This window comes from Streptomyces sp. NPDC086554 (assembly GCF_040686095.1).
Lineage (GTDB): Bacteria > Actinomycetota > Actinomycetes > Streptomycetales > Streptomycetaceae > Streptomyces.
Map to the genome: position 1 here is coordinate 1 of NZ_JBFBJK010000004.1, position 16,707 is coordinate 16,707.

Annotated in this window: 17 protein-coding genes; 5 read left to right on the forward strand and 12 right to left on the reverse strand. The window is 70.1% G+C overall.

Features of this window, described 5'->3' with window-relative positions:
* Positions 1 to 115 precede the first annotated feature (115 nt).
* From AB0O76_RS07235 to AB0O76_RS07250, 4 genes are all read right to left on the reverse strand, one after another.
* Positions 116 to 706: a malonic semialdehyde reductase gene (locus AB0O76_RS07235; protein ID WP_365486365.1), complete on the reverse strand. Its 591-nt coding sequence runs from the start codon at positions 704 to 706 to the stop codon at positions 116 to 118.
* A 183-nt stretch (positions 707 to 889) separates the two neighbouring features.
* A complete protein-coding gene (locus AB0O76_RS07240; protein WP_365486367.1) occupies positions 890 to 1,147 on the reverse strand; it encodes an exodeoxyribonuclease VII small subunit in 258 nt (85 codons plus the stop codon).
* 21 nt (positions 1,148 to 1,168) lie between these two features.
* Entirely contained in the window at positions 1,169 to 2,374 is a 1,206-nt protein-coding gene (gene xseA / locus AB0O76_RS07245) for an exodeoxyribonuclease VII large subunit (RefSeq protein ID WP_365486369.1), read from the reverse strand.
* A 798-nt stretch (positions 2,375 to 3,172) separates the two neighbouring features.
* Positions 3,173 to 4,579 carry an APC family permease gene (locus tag AB0O76_RS07250; RefSeq protein ID WP_365486371.1) on the reverse strand — a complete coding sequence of 469 codons (1,407 nt, stop codon included), beginning with the start codon at positions 4,577 to 4,579 and terminating at the stop codon, positions 3,173 to 3,175.
* Positions 4,580 to 4,664: 85 nt separating this feature from the next.
* On the opposite strand from AB0O76_RS07250, the gene AB0O76_RS07255 reads away from it, so the two are divergent.
* The gene (locus AB0O76_RS07255; protein ID WP_365486373.1) at positions 4,665 to 5,651 is read left to right on the forward strand and encodes a 4-hydroxy-3-methylbut-2-enyl diphosphate reductase; all 987 of its coding nucleotides are present in this window, start codon (positions 4,665 to 4,667) and stop codon (positions 5,649 to 5,651) included.
* A 30-nt stretch (positions 5,652 to 5,681) separates the two neighbouring features.
* Complete coding sequence (gene ppgK / locus AB0O76_RS07260; RefSeq protein WP_365486375.1) at positions 5,682 to 6,425, forward strand: polyphosphate--glucose phosphotransferase; 744 nt, start codon at positions 5,682 to 5,684, stop codon at positions 6,423 to 6,425.
* Positions 6,426 to 6,563: 138 nt separating this feature from the next.
* Here ppgK and AB0O76_RS07265 read toward each other — a convergent pair whose 3' ends face one another.
* Positions 6,564 to 7,199 (reverse strand): DUF6542 domain-containing protein, encoded by a 636-nt coding sequence (locus AB0O76_RS07265; RefSeq protein ID WP_365486377.1) that lies wholly within the window; start codon positions 7,197 to 7,199, stop codon positions 6,564 to 6,566.
* A 199-nt stretch (positions 7,200 to 7,398) separates the two neighbouring features.
* Between AB0O76_RS07265 and ychF the strand changes: the two genes are divergently transcribed.
* Positions 7,399 to 8,487 (forward strand): redox-regulated ATPase YchF, encoded by a 1,089-nt coding sequence (gene ychF, locus AB0O76_RS07270; RefSeq protein ID WP_365486379.1) that lies wholly within the window; start codon positions 7,399 to 7,401, stop codon positions 8,485 to 8,487.
* 111 nt (positions 8,488 to 8,598) lie between these two features.
* Here ychF and fusA read toward each other — a convergent pair whose 3' ends face one another.
* A complete protein-coding gene (fusA, locus tag AB0O76_RS07275) occupies positions 8,599 to 10,680 on the reverse strand; it encodes an elongation factor G (protein WP_365486381.1) in 2,082 nt (693 codons plus the stop codon).
* A gap of 460 nt (positions 10,681 to 11,140) precedes the next feature.
* Between fusA and AB0O76_RS07280 the strand changes: the two genes are divergently transcribed.
* Positions 11,141 to 12,235 (forward strand): S1 family peptidase, encoded by a 1,095-nt coding sequence (locus AB0O76_RS07280; RefSeq protein WP_365486383.1) that lies wholly within the window; start codon positions 11,141 to 11,143, stop codon positions 12,233 to 12,235.
* A gap of 22 nt (positions 12,236 to 12,257) precedes the next feature.
* On the opposite strand, the gene AB0O76_RS07285 is transcribed toward AB0O76_RS07280, so the two are convergent.
* Positions 12,258 to 12,497: a hypothetical protein gene (locus AB0O76_RS07285; RefSeq protein ID WP_365486385.1), complete on the reverse strand. Its 240-nt coding sequence runs from the start codon at positions 12,495 to 12,497 to the stop codon at positions 12,258 to 12,260.
* Positions 12,498 to 12,656: 159 nt separating this feature from the next.
* Here AB0O76_RS07285 and AB0O76_RS07290 point away from each other — a divergent pair, with 159 nt between their 5' ends.
* Positions 12,657 to 12,962 (forward strand): chaplin, encoded by a 306-nt coding sequence (locus AB0O76_RS07290; protein ID WP_365486387.1) that lies wholly within the window; start codon positions 12,657 to 12,659, stop codon positions 12,960 to 12,962.
* A gap of 258 nt (positions 12,963 to 13,220) precedes the next feature.
* Here the strand turns inward: AB0O76_RS07290 and AB0O76_RS07295 are convergent, their stop codons facing one another.
* The 5 genes from AB0O76_RS07295 to AB0O76_RS07315 all read right to left on the reverse strand — a co-directional run bounded on the left by AB0O76_RS07295 (position 13,221) and on the right by AB0O76_RS07315 (position 16,625).
* Positions 13,221 to 13,679 carry a hypothetical protein gene (locus AB0O76_RS07295; protein ID WP_365486389.1) on the reverse strand — a complete coding sequence of 153 codons (459 nt, stop codon included), beginning with the start codon at positions 13,677 to 13,679 and terminating at the stop codon, positions 13,221 to 13,223.
* A gap of 112 nt (positions 13,680 to 13,791) precedes the next feature.
* Complete coding sequence (locus AB0O76_RS07300; RefSeq protein ID WP_365486391.1) at positions 13,792 to 14,469, reverse strand: vitamin K epoxide reductase family protein; 678 nt, start codon at positions 14,467 to 14,469, stop codon at positions 13,792 to 13,794.
* Positions 14,470 to 14,985: 516 nt separating this feature from the next.
* A complete protein-coding gene (locus AB0O76_RS07305; RefSeq protein ID WP_365486392.1) occupies positions 14,986 to 15,270 on the reverse strand; it encodes a hypothetical protein in 285 nt (94 codons plus the stop codon).
* 243 nt (positions 15,271 to 15,513) lie between these two features.
* The gene (locus AB0O76_RS07310) at positions 15,514 to 16,185 is read right to left on the reverse strand and encodes a hypothetical protein (protein ID WP_365486393.1); all 672 of its coding nucleotides are present in this window, start codon (positions 16,183 to 16,185) and stop codon (positions 15,514 to 15,516) included.
* Positions 16,186 to 16,385: 200 nt separating this feature from the next.
* Positions 16,386 to 16,625 carry a chaplin gene (locus tag AB0O76_RS07315; protein ID WP_365486395.1) on the reverse strand — a complete coding sequence of 80 codons (240 nt, stop codon included), beginning with the start codon at positions 16,623 to 16,625 and terminating at the stop codon, positions 16,386 to 16,388.
* Positions 16,626 to 16,707: the final 82 nt, after the last annotated feature.

The following is a 16,707-nucleotide window of genomic DNA, read 5'->3' on the forward strand; positions in this document are numbered from 1 at the left end:
TTTTTCCGCACGTGGGCGTCTTTTTTGGTGGTGTCGTGGCGGTCCCCGGGTGCCCCCCGGCCCCCCCCCCACTTGGGGGGGCCCACTCGGCCACAGCCGTGCGCGGGGTGACGACTCAGACGGTCGTGATGACCTGGTCGATCTCGAGGCGCGGGGAGCGCGGGAACCAGGCGTCGTCGCCCGGCTTGCCGATGTTGATGACCATCACCGGGGTGTGGTCGTCGTCCAGGAACTCCTTCTGGACGCCGGCGGAGTCGAAGCCGGTCATCGGGCCAGCGGCCAGGCCGGCGGCGCGCACGCCGATGATGAAGTAGGCGGCCTGCATGGCGGCGTTGAGGTGGGCGGCACCCTCACGGACCGGGCGCTCGCTGAAGAACACGTCCTTGGCCTGCGGGAAGTGCGGGAACAGGGCCGGCAGCTCCTCGTGGAACTCGTTGTCCGCGGAGAGGATCGCGACGAGCGGGGCGGTCGCGGTCTTCGGCTGGTTGCCCTCGGCCATGTGCTTGACCAGGCGCTCGCGGGCCTCGGGGGAGCGGACGAGCGTGATGCGCAGCGAGGAGAGGTTGAAGGCCGTCGGGCCGAACTTGACCAGGTCGTAGATCGCCTGGACCTGCTCCTCGGTGACCGGCTCGTCGGTGAAGGTGTTCGCGGTGCGGGCCTCGCGGAAGAGCAGGTCCTGGGCGGCGGGGTCAAGGGCGAGAGACATGGATCAACCTTCTCGGTGCGTGCGTGGATCAGCTTGCTTGATCGAAGGTACGCCGCTGCGGTTTAAGATTCAACAAAAAGCGGGGCGTGGTGATCCGCTTCACAACTTTCCGGTTACGAGTGACCGGCCGGGAGAAATCCGCCGCGAAGAGGTGGCGGAGTCCACCCGGCCCGAACCGGGGATTCAGTCCTCGTCGCTGCCGTCGCTGCCGTCGCCGCCCTGTTCTCCAGCCAAGGCCGCGTCCAACTTCGCCCGCGCCCCGTCCAGCCACCGCCGGCACACCTTGGACAGCTCCTCGCCCCGCTCCCACAGGGTGAGCGACTCCTCCAGGGTCGTGCCGCCCGCCTCCAGGCGGCGTACGACCTCGATGAGCTCGTCCCGCGCCTGCTCATAACCGAGCGCGTCCGCCGCGCCGGTGGCCTCGTCCGTCTTGCTGGTCATGTGCCCACCCTAAATGTCGACTTATACGGTTCGTACGGTGAATTCGCCCTCGGCCACGCGCGCCCGCAACTCCTCGTCGGCTGCGACCTCGTCGGCGGCGCGGACCACGGCGCCGTCGGCCTTCTGCAGCACCGCGTACCCCCGCTGGAGGGTCGCGGCGGGGGAGAGGGCCACCACGCGCGCGTGGGTGTGCGTCAGCTCCGAACCGGCGCGGTCCAGGAGATGCCCGAGCGTGCGGCGGCCGCGGTCCACGAGGGCCGAGACCTGCTCCTCGCGCTCCTCGACCATGCGGTGCGGGTTCTCCATGGAGGGCCGGGCGAGGGCATGCGCGAGCCCACGGTCCTCGCGCTGCAGCAGGGCGTCGATGCTGCGCCGCGCCCGCTCCCGCAGCCAGCGCACGCGCTCGTGCTCCTCGCCGACGTCCGGTACGACCTTCTTGGCGGCGTCGGTGGGGGTGGAGGCGCGCAGATCGGCGACGTAGTCGAGCAGGGGCTGATCCGGCTCGTGCCCGATGGCCGAGACGACGGGCGTACGACATGAGGCGACGGCCCGCACCAGCTGCTCGTCCGAGAACGGCAGCAGATCCTCGACGCTGCCGCCACCGCGCGCCACGATGATCACGTCGACGTCATCGAGCGCGTCGAGGTCCTTCACGGCCTGCACGACCTGCGGAACGGCGTGCACGCCCTGGACGGGGACGTTGCGCACCTCGAAGCGGACGGCGGGCCAGCGGTGCCGGGCGTTCTCCAGCACGTCCCGCTCGGCGGCGGAAGCGCGCCCCGTGACGAGCCCGATGAGCTGGGGCAGAAAGGGCAGAGCCTGCTTCCGCTCGGCGGCGAACAGCCCTTCCCCGGCGAGACTCTTCTTCAACTGCTCAATGCGCGCGAGCAGTTCCCCGACACCCACAGGCTTTATCTCGGCGGCCCGAAGGGACAGCTGCCCGCGCGGCGCGTACCACTCGGGCTTGGCGTGTACGACGACGCGGGCACCTTCGGAGACGACGTCCGCAACGGCATCGAACACCTGGCGATAACAGGTGACGCTCACGGAGATGTCGTGGGACGGATCCCGCAGCGTCATAAACACGACCCCGGCACCGGGCCGCCGCGACAACTGCGTGATCTGCCCCTCGACCCACACGGCACCGAGCCGATCGATCCACCCCCCGATGAGCCGCGACACCTCACCCACGGGCAACGGAGCATCAGCAGACGTATTAAGACCCATCCCCCGAGCGTATAGGCCCCCACCGACACCCCAACCCCCCAAAACCACCCCCCCACCGACCCAACGCCCCCACCCACCTCCAACGCCCACGGACCCACTGGCCGGAAGCCCCCACCCACAGGCCCGACGCCCACCCGCCTGCCGATCCCGAAGCCCGTCCGTCGGCCCCACCCCCGCCCATCGACCGGAAGCCCACCCGCCCTTGGTCTGAGCCCGCCCACCGACCCGAAGCCCACCCACCTGCCCGACACCCGAGCCCGTCCGTCGGCCCCACACTCGCCTATCGACCGGAAGCCCACCCGCCCTTGGTCTGAGCCCGCCCACCGACCCGAAGCCCACCCACCTGCCCGACGCCCCACCCACCTGCCCGACACCCGAGCCCGTCCGTCAGCCCACCCGCTCCTGCCCCGCGTCCTGACCCGCCCGACCCGAAGCCCACCCACCTGCCCGACACACTCGAGCCAGCCCGTCAGCCCAACACCCGCTCCTGGCCCGCGTCCTGACCCACCCGGCCGACGCCCCACCCACCCTGTCCGACACCCGAGCTTGTCCGCCGCGCGGAGGCCACGCGCCCGTTCGATGCCCCTGCCGCCCAGGGCCCCGCCCACCTCAAGCCCCACCCACCCAATCCCGCATCGCAGGGCAATCGGGTGGGTGGGCGGGAAAGATCCGCCGCGAAGCGGCGGCACAGACAGGAGCCGACCCGCACATCCCGCGCAGCGGCGTCGAGGCCCGACGCCACCCCGCACACTCCAAGCAGCGGCGCCAGAACACCGCCCCCGCCCCGCGCAGCGCAGGTCAGGAATCCCCCCGCCGAGCCCCCTGAAGAAACATCACCGCAAGCCCGACAGCGAACCAGATCAGCCCCACCACCTGTGCGGACCCGGCAGCCTCGACGATCACCGCCACAGTGATCGCCGCCCCCAGCACAGGGATCAGTACATGCCGCCACCAACTCACCGCACCCCCGGCCCGCCGCACCACGAACCACCCCACCACGCTCGCGTGCAACAGCACGAACGCCGACAGCGCCCCGATGTCGACCACCGACACCAGGTGGTCCATCCCGTCGTCACGCCGCGCCGCCCACACCGCGGCCACCATCGTCACCACGGCCGCGCACAGCAGCGCGACCCGCGGCGTACCGGAGTCCGTCCGCGAGAGCGCCCGCGGCAGCCGCCGCTCCCGCGCCATGGCGAAGAGCAGCCGTCCCGCCGCCGCCTGCCCCGCGAGCGCCGCGAACGCCGCGCCGATCGCCTTGCTGACGGCCACCGTGTCGTGCAGCCAGTCACCCACCGCCGAGTCGACGGCATCGTAGAAAGCGGACCCCTGTTTGCCCGGCTCCGCCGCGAGCTCCGCGGACGACAGCGGCTCGAGGAGCGCCACCAGATAGGTCTGGGCGATGAACAGCACACCCGCGAGCGCCAGACAGAACAGCACCGCCCGCGCCACCTTCGCCGAGCCACCCGTCACCTCCTCCGCGAACGAGGCGATCGCGTCGAAGCCCAGATAGGACAGGACCGCCACCGACACCGCCCCCACCACAGCGGACAGCGCGAACGCCCCCTGCGAGCCGTCCCCGGTCAGCGGCGACAGCCAGCCCCGCTGAGCCCCGTCCTGTGCCAGCACGACGATCGCCGACACGATGAAGACGAGCAGGACCACGATCTCCATGGCGAGCACGAGGAACCCCACCCGCGCCGCCGCCCGCACGCCCCACAGGTTCAGCGCGGTCGTCACCAGGACCGCGATCGCCGTCCACACCCACCGGGACACAGAAGGCACCAGCGCCTCCATCGCGATCCCGGAGAACAGATACGCGACCGCCGGAATCAGCAGATAGTCCAGCATCGCCATCCACCCGGCGATGAACCCGGGCCCGTTGCCGAGCCCCACGCGCGCGTACGCGAAGACGGAGCCCGCCTGGGGGACCACCTTCACCATCTGGGCGTAACTGAAAGCGGTGAACGCCATGGCGATCGTGGCGATGACGTAGACGAGCGCGACGGCCCCGTGCGACTTGGCGTCGAGCGTCCCGAAGACACCGACCGGCGCCATGGGGGCGATGAACAGCAGTCCGTAGACGACGAGATCCCGGAAGCCGAGACTGCGCCGCAGTCCGTCCCCTTCGACAGCGGTGCCGATGCTGATGCCGGTACCAGTACCGGCACCCGTACCGGCCGCACTGTCTGAGTTACCGGACATCTCGCCTCCGTAAGTGAACGCGGACCCCCAGTCTCCCCAAGAAGGCGATCTTTGACGCGCTGGGCTCGGCCTTACGATGGTGGGTATGACTGCTTCGACTCCTGCCCGCCGAGTCCTGCTCGCCGCCCCCCGCGGCTACTGCGCGGGTGTGGACCGTGCCGTGATCGCCGTCGAGAAGGCCCTTGAGCAGTACGGGTCCCCGATCTATGTCCGCCACGAGATCGTGCACAACAAGTACGTGGTGCAGACCCTGGAGAAGAAGGGCGCGATCTTCGTCGAGGAGACGGCGGAGGTCCCCGAGGGCTCCATCGTCATGTTCTCCGCGCACGGCGTCGCCCCGACCGTCCACGCAGAGGCCGCCGAGCGGAAGCTCGCCACCATCGACGCCACGTGCCCCCTGGTCACGAAGGTCCACAAGGAAGCGGTCCGCTTCGCCAAGGACGACTTCGACATCCTCCTGATCGGCCACGAGGGCCACGAGGAGGTCATCGGCACGTCCGGTGAGGCGCCCGACCACATCACGCTGGTCGACGGCCCCGATGACGTCGCGAACGTCGAGGTCCGCGACCCCGACAAGGTCGTCTGGCTCTCCCAGACCACGCTCTCGGTCGACGAGACGATGGAGACCGTCGACGCCCTGAAGACGAAGTTCCCGGGCCTGATCTCCCCGCCCAGCGACGACATCTGCTACGCCACGCAGAACCGCCAGATCGCGGTGAAGAAGCTCGCCGAGGACGCCGATCTCGTCATCGTCGTCGGTTCCAAGAACTCATCGAACTCGATCCGCATGGTCGAGGTCGCCCTGGACGCCGGCGCCCCCGCATCGCACCTGGTGGACAGCGCCGACGAGATCGACGAGTCCTGGCTGGAGGGCGTGACCACGGTCGGCCTGACCTCGGGCGCGTCCGTTCCCGACGTCCTGGTGGACGGCGTCATCGAGTGGCTCGCCGAGCGGGGCTACGGCGACGTGGAGACGGTGAAGACGGCCGAGGAGTCCATCACCTTCTCGCTGCCCAAGGAGCTGCGCCGCGACCTGCGCGCGGAGGCCGCGGAGCTCTCCGCCGAGAAGTGACTGTCAGTCCGGCGTCGTAACGTGGTGTCCATGCAGATCTTCGGCGTGGACATCGGCGGATCCGGGATCAAGGGCGCTCCCGTTGACCTGGACCGCGGAGACCTGGCACAAGCGCGGCACAAGGTCCTGACCCCGCATCCGGCCACGCCCGACGGCGTGGCCGACAAGGTGCGCGAGGTCGTCGAGCACTTCGCCTGGACGGGCCCGGTCGGCGCCACGTTCCCCGGAGTGATCACCGACGGCAAGGCGCGCACGGCGGCGAACGTCGACAAGAGCTGGATCGGTACGGACATCCAGGCCCTGGCCTCCGACCGGCTCGGCGGCGTCCCCGTCACCGTCCTGAACGACGCGGACGCGGCGGGCGTCGCCGAGATGCACTTCGGCGCGGGCCGCGGCCGCACGGGCACGGTCATCCTGCTGACCTTCGGCACAGGCATCGGCAGCGCGCTCTTCACCGGCGGCCGCCTGGTCCCGAACACGGAGCTCGGCCACCTCGAACTCCACGGCCACGACGCGGAGAAGAAGGCCTCGTCCAAGGCCAAGGAGGACGAGGACCTGAGCTGGGAGCACTGGGCGCGCCGCGTCCAGAAGTACCTGACACATGTCGAGATGCTCTTCTCGCCCGAGCTCTTCATCATCGGCGGCGGCGTGAGCCGCAAGGCCGAGAAGTTCCTGCCCCTGATCAAGGGCATCAGGGCGGAGCTGGTCCCGGCGCAGCTGCAGAACAACGCGGGCATCGTGGGCGCGGCGATGGCAGCCGCAGGCGAGGCCTAAGCGCTCCGCGGGAAGTGCCGTGAGGATGCCGTCGCTCGTCTGCGGCTGTGTCGTGGCTGGCCGCGCAGTTCCCCGCGCCCCTTCGGGGCGCACCCGAACCGCACCGGACTTCGCCAAAGCCGCTTAGCCCCGGTCGGGTTACGTGGCGGGCATCCGCCGTCGCGGCGTACGCGGCCCGGCAGCGGCGGCAGCGCGCGCCCGCCGCCGCTGCCCCAGGAACCGGATCCGCCGGACGATCACGATGACCCCGGCAACCAGCGTCCCCCCGTACAACCAGCCCGCGTGCAGCGCGAGCGCGGTGACCAGCCCCATGAAGTGCGCGCCGAAGCCGCCGCTGCCCCCCGAGACCGGCAGCAGCCCGACCACGAAGGCGATCGGCACCCCGATGGGCGCGGTCACCAGGTCGACCGGCCGCACCCAGAGCGCGGTCAGCGCGCTCACGGGCACGAAGAGCACCCCGTACGTGACCAGAGACCCGTTGGAACTGCCGAAGAACAGCCACAGCAGACAAGCGAGCAGGAACATCACCGCGGCGCAGAAGAGCCCGGACCCGAGCCCGGTGAGACGCGGGTTGGGCATCCGGCGCAGCGAGCGATAGAAGCGATAGACCGGAAGCCCGCGCAGGGCACGGACGAAGGGCGGGGCGGGACGGCGGGGGCGGGACGCGGCGCGGTAGACCGCCGACGAATCGACGGGCCTGCCCTGCGGGGGCAGGGGCGCGGTGCGTCGCGGCCGGGCCGGATGCTGAGGGGGACGCGTCCTGTGTTGCTCCACCGGACCAACCTAGGTCGACCCATACTGATAATCCGGCCTGGGACACGCGCTTTGGCCGACCTTGGCCAAGCGTTCGATGCGAGAGCGGTACGCCGACGAGGGCCGGGCCCGCACGCCGTAGACTGGGGGATCGCCCCACGGTCGCTCTCCGGCCCTCAGGGCCGTCCACCCACAGCCCTCACGTACGGGAAGTCGCAACGTGTCGCTCACGATCGGAATCGTCGGTCTGCCCAATGTCGGCAAGTCGACCCTGTTCAACGCCCTGACCAAGAACGACGTGCTTGCGGCCAACTACCCGTTCGCCACGATCGAGCCCAACGTAGGCGTGGTCGGCGTCCCCGACCCCCGCCTGACGAAGCTTGCCGAGGTCTTCGGCTCGCAGAAGATCCTCCCGGCGACGGTCGACTTCGTCGACATCGCGGGCATCGTGCGCGGCGCGAGCGAGGGCGAGGGCCTGGGCAACAAGTTCCTCGCGAACATTCGCGAGTCGGACGCGATCTGCCAGGTCATCCGCGCCTTCAAGGACGAGAACGTGGTCCACGTGGACGGCAAGGTGTCCCCGAAGAACGACATCGAGACGATCAACACCGAGCTGATCCTCGCCGACCTCCAGACCATCGAGAAGGTCCTCCCCCGCCTCCAGAAGGAGTCGCGGATCAAGAAGGACATCGCCCCGAAGGTGAAGGCGGTGGAGGAGGCCCAGGCGATCCTCGAGAAGGGCGACACCCTCTTCTCGGCAGGCATCGTCCAGGGCTCGGGCAACGAGGAACTCCTCCACGACCTCCACCTCCTGACCACGAAGCCCTTCCTCTACGTCTTCAACGTGGACGAGGACGAGCTGACGGACGACGCCTTCAAGGCCGAGCAGAGCGCCCTGGTCGCCCCCGCGGAGGCGATCTTCCTCAACGCCAAGCTGGAGTCGGACCTCGCCGAGCTGGACGACGACGAGGCCCTCGAACTCCTCCAGTCGGTAGGCCAGGAAGAGCCCGGCCTGGCCACCCTGGCCCACGTCGGCTTCCGCACCCTCGGCCTCCAGACGTACCTGACGGCAGGCCCCAAGGAGTCCCGCGCCTGGACGATCCCCCAGGGCGCGACGGCCCCCGAGGCGGCCGGCGTGATCCACACGGACTTCCAGAAGGGCTTCATCAAGGCCGAGGTCATCTCCTTCGCGGACCTGATCGAAACGGGCTCGGTCGCCGACGCCCGCGCGGCCGGCAAGGCACGCATGGAGGGCAAGGAGTATGTGATGCAGGACGGGGACGTGGTGGAGTTCCGCTTCAACGTCTGACGTTCGCAGAGCATCCGCCCCCGGACGCCCCGGACGCCCCGGACGCCCCGGACGCTCACCAGCCCGTACGACGACGGCCCCGCCCCCCAAGGGCGGGGCCGTCCTCGCGCGCTACCGGACCAGGACCCCGGTCGGCACCACCGCGTACCCGGTCGGCCGGGTCGTGAACGTCCCCCGGCCCTGCGTACGGCTGCGCAAGCGCGACGCATAGCCGAACAGCTCGGCCAGTGGCACCGTTGCCGTGAGGACCGCCGTGCCGGACCGTGCGGTCGAGCCCGAGACCCGGCCGCGGCGTGCCGCCAGGTCGCCGAGCACGCTGCCGACGGCGTCGTCCGGCACGGTGGCCGTCAGTTCGACGACCGGTTCGAGCAGGGCCAGCTCGGCGGCCCGCAGCGCCTCGCGGAGCGCGAAGCGGCCCGCCGTGCGGAACGCCATCTCCGAGGAGTCCTTGGAGTGTGTCGCCCCGTCGGTCAGCGTCACTCGCAGCCCCGTCACCGGATGGCCGCCGAGCGGGCCATCGGCGAGAGCGTCACGGCAACCGGCCTCCACCGCGCGGACGTACTCCTGCGGCACCCGGCCGCCGACGACCGTGGAGCCGAACTCGAAGGAATGCGCCTCCAGTGGCTCGACGTCGATCACCACGTGCGCGAACTGGCCCGCACCGCCGTCCTGTTTGACATGCCGGTACGTCAGTCCTGACACCCCGCGTACGACCGTCTCCCGGTAGGACACCTGGGGGCGGCCGACCTCGACGTCGAAGCCGTGCGTACGGCGGATCTTCTCCACCGCGACCTCCAGATGCAGTTCACCCATGCCGGAGAGCACCGTCTGGCCGGTCTCGGGGTCGACCCGCACGGCGAGCGAGGGATCCTCCTCGACCAGGCGTGCCAACGCCGACGCAAGCCGTCCGGTGTCGACGCTCTTACGGGCCTCGACCGCCGCGGAGACCACCGATGCCGCCACCGCGGGCGGTTCGAGGACCAGCGGGGCATCGGGCGCGCACAGCGTGCTGCCGGCGCGGGCGGACTTCGGGCCGATCACGGCCACGATGTCGCCGGCGACCGCCCGTTCCAACTCCGCGTGCCGGTCGGCCCGGACGCGCAGGATCCGGCCGATGCGTTCGCCGCGGCCCGTGCCCGCGTTCATCACCGTGTCTCCCTTCGTGATCGTTCCCGAGTACACGCGCAGGTACGTCATACGTCCCGTCGCCGTCGCGTTCACCTTGAAGACGAGGCCGGCGAACGGCGCCGTCGGGTCGGCGGCGCGCTCCTGCCCGCCGTCGCCCCACGTCCCGCGCACCGCAGGCACGTCCTCCGGCGACGGCAGGTAGGACACCACGGCTTCGAGCAGCGGTTCGATGCCGCGGTTGCGGTAGGCCGAGCCGCACAGCACGACCACGCCCTCGCCGCTGAGGGTGAGATCGCGCAGCGCGGCGGCCAGCGTCGGCGTGGAGAGCGCCGACGTGGCGCAGTACTCCTCCATCGCCGCCGGATGGAGTTCGGCCACCGCCTCCTCCAGCAAGTGCCGCCGCCGGTCGGCCTGTTCACGCAGAGCCGCGGGGATCGGGACCACGTCGTACGCGTCATGTGTGTCGTACGCATCGCCGCGGGCCGCGTGCCAGACCTGGGCACGCATCCGCAGCAGGTCCACGACACCCGTGAACTCGTCCTCCTGCCCGATCGGCAGCTGCACCACCAGCGGGACCGTGTGCAGCCGCTCCCGGATCGAGTCGACCGCCGTGTCGAGATCCGCGCCCGCCCGGTCCAGCTTGTTGACGAACGCGATCCGCGGCACGTCGTACCGATCGGCCTGCCGCCACACCGACTCGCTCTGCGGTTCGACGCCCGCGACGGCGTCGAACACCGCGACCGCCCCGTCGAGCACCCGCAGCGAACGCTCCACCTCGTCGGCGAAGTCGACATGGCCCGGCGTGTCGATCAGGTTGATCCGGTGGCCGTCCCAGGCGCAGCTGACCGCAGCCGCGAAGATGGTGATCCCGCGGTCGCGTTCCTGCGCGTCGAAGTCGGTGACGGTCGTGCCGTCGTGGACCTCGCCTCTCTTGTGGGTGGCGCCGGTGAGGAACAGGATCCGTTCGGTGACGGTGGTCTTGCCGGCGTCGACGTGGGCGAGGATGCCGAGATTGCGGACGTTCGCCGATGAACGGGTGGACGGGGCAGGCAAGTTGGTGCGCATGGCCCAAGGCCTTTCGATGTGCTCAGGAGCAGGGCAGCGCGATTTCCGGACGGGACTCCAAAGGGACTCCAGCCGAAGAACCGAAGAGCCGAAGAGCGGAGTCAGCTTTTTGCGTCGCGGAGATTCAGTGACGGCCGCGCAGCCGTCACCGGGCGCACCAAGACACCGGGATCACGTCGTACCGCGACCGGGGAGCGCGGGCAGCAGTGCGGTCACACATGGCCAGGCCCCCTCACTTGAATCGCTCGACGAAAGGCGCACCGCCTTGCCGTCGCGGCGCGCGCACCGAGCTTAAGTGAGCGGGCCGGCCGCAGGCACGGGAATTATTCGGCCCGTCTCCGTGCGTCCCCCATTGAGTCCTACGCGCCTCCCATCCGTACGTGGATGCATCAGCGGTCACACCGGGACCGCAAGTCCCTCGTGTCCCCGGTGTGCCCAACACTCATGGGAGGTCAGTGACTTGAGCCATCGACGAGTCAACAAGAGGACAGGCGCGCTGATAGGGGCGGGTGCCGTCGCGATCGCCGCCGCGGCGACTCTGCTCCCGCACGCCAACGCGAGCGGCGCCAAGGACCAGCAGGACCAGGAGGCGCGCGCGTACACCCAAAGCTCGGCGGCCCGGGTCGGTACGTCGCTCGCGGCGGACCTCGGGGGCGGCGGCGCGGGCTGGTTCTACGACGGCGAGAAGCGCCAACTGGTCATGAACGTCACCGACGAGAGCTCCGCCGAGCGCGTGCGGGCCGAGGGCGCGGTGGCCAGGGTGGTGGAGAACAGCACCGCCGAGCTGAAGGCCGCGACCGGGACGCTGAGCGACAAGGCCGCGGTGCCCGGCACCTCGTGGTCGATCGACCCGAAGACCAACAAGGTGTCGGTGATCGCGGACCGGACGGTCACGCGTGGCGGCCTGGCCCAGCTGAACGCGGCCGCCGAGAGCATGGACGGAATGGTGACCGTCAAGCGGTCGGCGGGGAAGTTCAAGCCGTTCGCGGAGGGCGGGGACGCGATCTTCGGCGGCGGCTCACGCTGCTCGCTCGGGTTCAACGTCACCCTGCAAGGGGAGCCCGCCTTCCTCACCGCGGGCCACTGCGGCAACGCCTCGCAGACCTGGACCGGTGATCAGGCGGGCGCCGAACCGCTCGGCACGGTCGTCGAATCGGTCTTCCCGGAGAGCGACTTCGCCCTGGTGAAGTACGACGACCCGGCCACCGAGGCGCCCAGCTCGGTCGACCTGCAGAACGGCTCGCAGCAGGAGATCACACAGGCCGCAGAGGCGAGCGTCGGCATGCAGGTGACCCGCAGCGGAAGCACCACGGGGACCTCCGAGGGCACGGTGACCGGCCTGGATGCCACGGTGAACTACGGCAACGGCGACATCGTCAACGGCCTGATCCAGACGGATGTGTGCGCCGAGCCGGGCGACAGCGGCGGCGCCATGTTCTCCGGCGACGCGGCCGTGGGCCTGACATCCGGCGGCAGCGGCGACTGCACGTCGGGAGGCGAGACCTTCTTCCAGCCGGTGACCGACGCGCTGAGCGCCACGGGGGCCGAGCTCTGACCGGCCCGGCCCCGCACGCCAGCTACTGCACCGCGGGGACGACGCCCGTGACCGGCGCGGTCTGCTCGCTCAGCCGGCCGAGCTGACCGGCGATGGTCGGGATCTTGTCCCGGCGCTCCTCGGGAATCCCGGTCTTGGCGAGCCCGTCGATCGTGCCGATGGGGGCGATGGGGGCGGTGGCGGCGTTCGCCGTGGGGGCGGCCAGGGCCGAGGCCCCGGCGGCGAGAGCGACGGCGGCAACGATGCGTCGTGTTGAAGTCATGTTCTGCGCAACGGCTCTCCCCTGTGGTGGACACGGCCTTACGGCTGATTTCACCAATTATGTACCTATCAGTACCGTTACCTGCTGTCAGTGGTGCCGTTGAGAGGAAAGTACGGGCGCGTCCATGCGCCCGTACTCGTCAATTCAAAGGAGAACGTGATGTCTCGCATCGCGAAGGCAGCTGGCGTGGCTCTCGGCACGGGCGCCGTGGTGCTCGGTGGAGCCGGTCTGGCCGCGGCGGACGCGGGGGCCCAGGGCATGGCCGTTGACTCTCGCGGCGTCCTGTCGGGGAACCTCGTCCAGGTCCCGGCCCACGTCCCGGCCAACGTCTGCGGCAACACCGTGGACGTCATCGGGGTGCTGAACCCGGCGTTCGGGAACACCTGCGTAAACAGCGACGGTGGCAACGGCAACGGCAACGGCAAGGGCTACGGCAAGGGCAAGGGCAAGGGCTACGGCCGCTGACCCTCGGCGCGAAGCCCCCGGCGGTGACCACCGCCGGGGGCTTTTCTGTGTACAGGCGCTCATGCTTACCGGTAGATGCCCTGGTGGCTGAGCAGTTCCTCCGGCTTGCCCGCTGTTCGTGAGTCCCGTTCGGAGTGGTCCAGAAGAGGGCGGCCTGCGCCGTCACTGCGGTGACGTTCCACTTCGCGGCCCGGCGCGTGAACCGCCGAGCGATCGGGCCGCCGCCCGCTTCTGTGTTGACCACTGCTGGACTCCTCCTTACGTGAGGCCGACCACGGCTGCCGGCGTCGTCTGCAACACCGGTGCGTGCAGGGCGGCTTGGGGAAGCCTCGTCCCGGGGATGGGGTTCTCGCGCCGGGGGCGGGTCAGGGGGGCGCCGATCGTGGCCCCCGGTGTCGAGGTGTTCACGTCTGATTCCGGCGCGGTGACGTCGAGTTGTTCGAGCCCGGCATCGCCGATGGCGTCGTTCAGGGGCGCCGCCACCCGGGTCGCGGGCAGTACGGTGCCGAACGGGACCTGTGGCAGCGACGGTCCGGGAAACAGCTGGTCTTCCCCGATCTCCGGGCGGTCGGGCCTGCCCGGCCTGGGGATCGGAACGCCGGTGCTGATCTCCGGGACCTGCGTATCCAGGGCCCATTCCAGGCCGTTGAGCGGGATGGCCACGGGGACGTCCTCCGCGGCCTCGGCCGGAGCCGCCGACGCGGTCGCGGCGGCCACGCAGGTGATGAGAGCCGCAAGAGTTCCTCGAGTAGTCGTCTTCATGACCGGGAAACGACCCCGCGGGCCGCATCAGCGCAGAATTCCCCCGGTCGCAGCAATTCCCCGATATTCAGCTGGTCCAGAAGTCCCACCAGCGGGTCAGGATCAGCATCCCGATCACGCCGACGTGCAGTACCGGAAGCACCCAGGTGAATTCGCCGAGGAACGTACGCAGCCCGGAAGGCGCGGGCAGCAGGCCGTTACGGATGTTGAACGACGTCACGTACCAGAACATGACGATCGTGGCGGCCCAGGCCAGAGAGCACCACAGGCACAGCGAGTTGATCGTGTAGAGCGACTCGTACTGCAGCCAGGTGCAGAACCCCACCCCGAAGAGCGTGCCCGCGTTGAGGGACAGCCAGTACCAGCGCGGGAAGCGGGCCCGGCCCAGCAGGCCCATGCCGATACACATCACGACCGCGTACGCCGCGATGCCCAGCATCGGATTGGGGAACCCGAAGGCGGACGCCTGCTCGCTCTTCATGATGTTGCCGCACGAGACGACGGGATTGAGGCCGCAGCCCGGCGTGAAGTTCGGGTCCTCGAGCAGCTTGAACTTGTCCAGCGTGATGACCCACGCGGCAAGGAGACCCGCTGCCCCCGTGATGACCAGAAGCAGCGCGAAGGCACGGCTGCCGGCGACACCGGGTGGTGCGTCCGTCTGGCGTGCGGGTGCTTCGGACGTACGGACTTCGGGGCTGCGGGCCCCCGGCGTACGTGCTCCGGGCAGAGGCGCTTCGGTGTGCATGGGCTGCGGTCCTCACTGAATTCGGGGGCGGCGGGCTCGCTCTGAGCGGGACGGCCTGGGGCCAGGGGCGCGTGGTGAACATGAAGTAGAGGTGCGGCATGTCCTCCTGGTCCTTGGGGTGTTCGCCGCTCCGGGCGGGCGAGCGACCACACGATCGGGGCACCTCGCTCGAACGGAAGCCCCGGAAAACCCAGAGGGCCGGTTCCGCGGAATCATCCGCGGAACCGGCCCTCGCCGTCGCGCGCCGTACGGCCGCGGCGGCGCTCCTCGGGGGAGCGCGTCAGCTGTTGGCGGCCTGGTTGCCGAACGCCGGGTTCGGGGCGCCGATCAGGTTGGCGGTGTTGCCGTACCCTCGGCGCTTGCGCCGTTGCCGCCGTGCGCGAAGGCGCTGCCGGGCCTTCTTTGCCTCATGGACTTGGCCGCGGGGGCTTCCGCAGGGACACGCCCAGGTATTTGGTTCCCTCATTCGGTGCAACAAGCCGAGAGGAAGGGGTGGAGCAGAGCTCCGATTCAGCTCTACTTCGCGAGGGGAAGTCCGCCGAGAAGCTGCGACGGCGCGCCGTTGCCGCCCGAGCGCACCTTTTCCGTGGCACCCTTCACGGTGTTGACGACCGAGTTGGGGTTTCCGGTGTCGAGGGAGTTGGTGGCGACCGGGGACGAGTCGAGGGTCGACTGGGTGGTGATCGTGTCCAGTGCACCGTTCAGGCTGGTGGGCGTGAGGTCGGCGGCGAAGGCGGGTGCGGCGGCACCAGCGATGACCATGGATCCGGCAACGACAGCGGCAGCCTTCAGGGGCTTCATCGTGTTCCTTTCTTGGGCGACGGGTGGTCGCCAGAGGGGATTTTCACCGTTCACTTCGCCGTGGCTAACGAGCGCTCTGTACAGCGGAAACTCTGTGCGGCGGGAAATTCCGGGAACCCACCCGAACGAAGGCGGTGTCTCATACTCGTATGAGATGGGCGACGGAAGGGCATAGGGCGCGGACATGAAAAGGCCGCCGCGCCGGCCCGGAAGGCCGACGCGGCGGGGGAAGCTGACTCGATGTCAGAGCGCGGGCGCCGCCGGTAGCGGCACCGGGACCGCGTCCGTCGGCAGCTTCGGCAGCGCGGGCAGGCCTGGCAGGTTGGGGGCGGGCAGGCCGCCGCCGAGCAGCGTGGCGGCGACGAGGTTGACGAGGCCGGTGAGCACGGTCGGAACCGCTGCGACGACCGCCGCGACGTCGCCGCCGGTGGCCGCCTTGACCAGGGCGTCGACCGCGCTCTGAAGGGCCTTCAGAGCGTCGCCCTTCAGGTCGGCCGGCGCTGCCTTGTCGTCACTCGACATGGCCTTGGGGACCGCCGGGGCCTCCGGGACCGCGGGGGTCTTGGGGACCGCGGGGGTCTTGGGGAGTGCGGGTCCCGCCCCCGTGGCCGCCGTGATGGCGGCCTTCACCGCTTCGGCGTGCTTTGTGGCCTCCGCGGCGGGCAGTTGGCCGTTGTCGGCCTTGAGGATGTCGGTGAGCAGCTTGGTGACCGCGCCGACCACACCGCCGACGTCGCCCAGGGTCTTGACCTGAGCGAGCAGCGAGGCCGCTCCGGGTACCGGTGCGCGGGCCGCCGCCTGCGCGCTGCTGTCCGGGGAGTCGTTCTCGGCGGCGATGGCGGGACCGGCCGCCCCGAGGAGGAGTGATGCGCAAAGGACGGGGGTCGCGATACGCCGTGCGGGCAGAGCGCGCATGGATGTTCCCTTCGATGATGCGTCAGATCTTGTGTTCACCGTGAAAGCGGTGAAGGCCGACCGCAACCGAGCGACTGCCATTTGGGGCATGCGGGCCGTGCGGGTCCACGCGGGGCGAAGCGGAACGCACGACGGCCGCCCTCCCAGGGGAGGACGGCCGTCGCGGAGAGTCGGCTGCTGAGGCGTCAGCTGCCGAGGTGTCAGCGGTTGATGCAGGTGTTGCCGAAGGCCGGGTTCGCCACGCCGATGACGTTGACGGTGTTGCCACAGACGTTGACCGGAACGTGAACCGGAACCTGGACGGCGTTGCCCGAGGCGACGCCGGGGGAGTGGGCGGCGAACCCCTGGGCGCCGGCGTCGGCGGCAGCGATGCCGGCGCTGCCGGCCAGGGCGGCAGCGGCAACGGAGGTGAGGGCGAAAGCCTTCGCGGTAAGCGACATGGAGAGTTGCTCCTTGGTCAGTTGATGCATCGGCAGGGCGGGTGCCCGGCCCATGGATCAACGGGCGTCGCTCGCCGGGGTT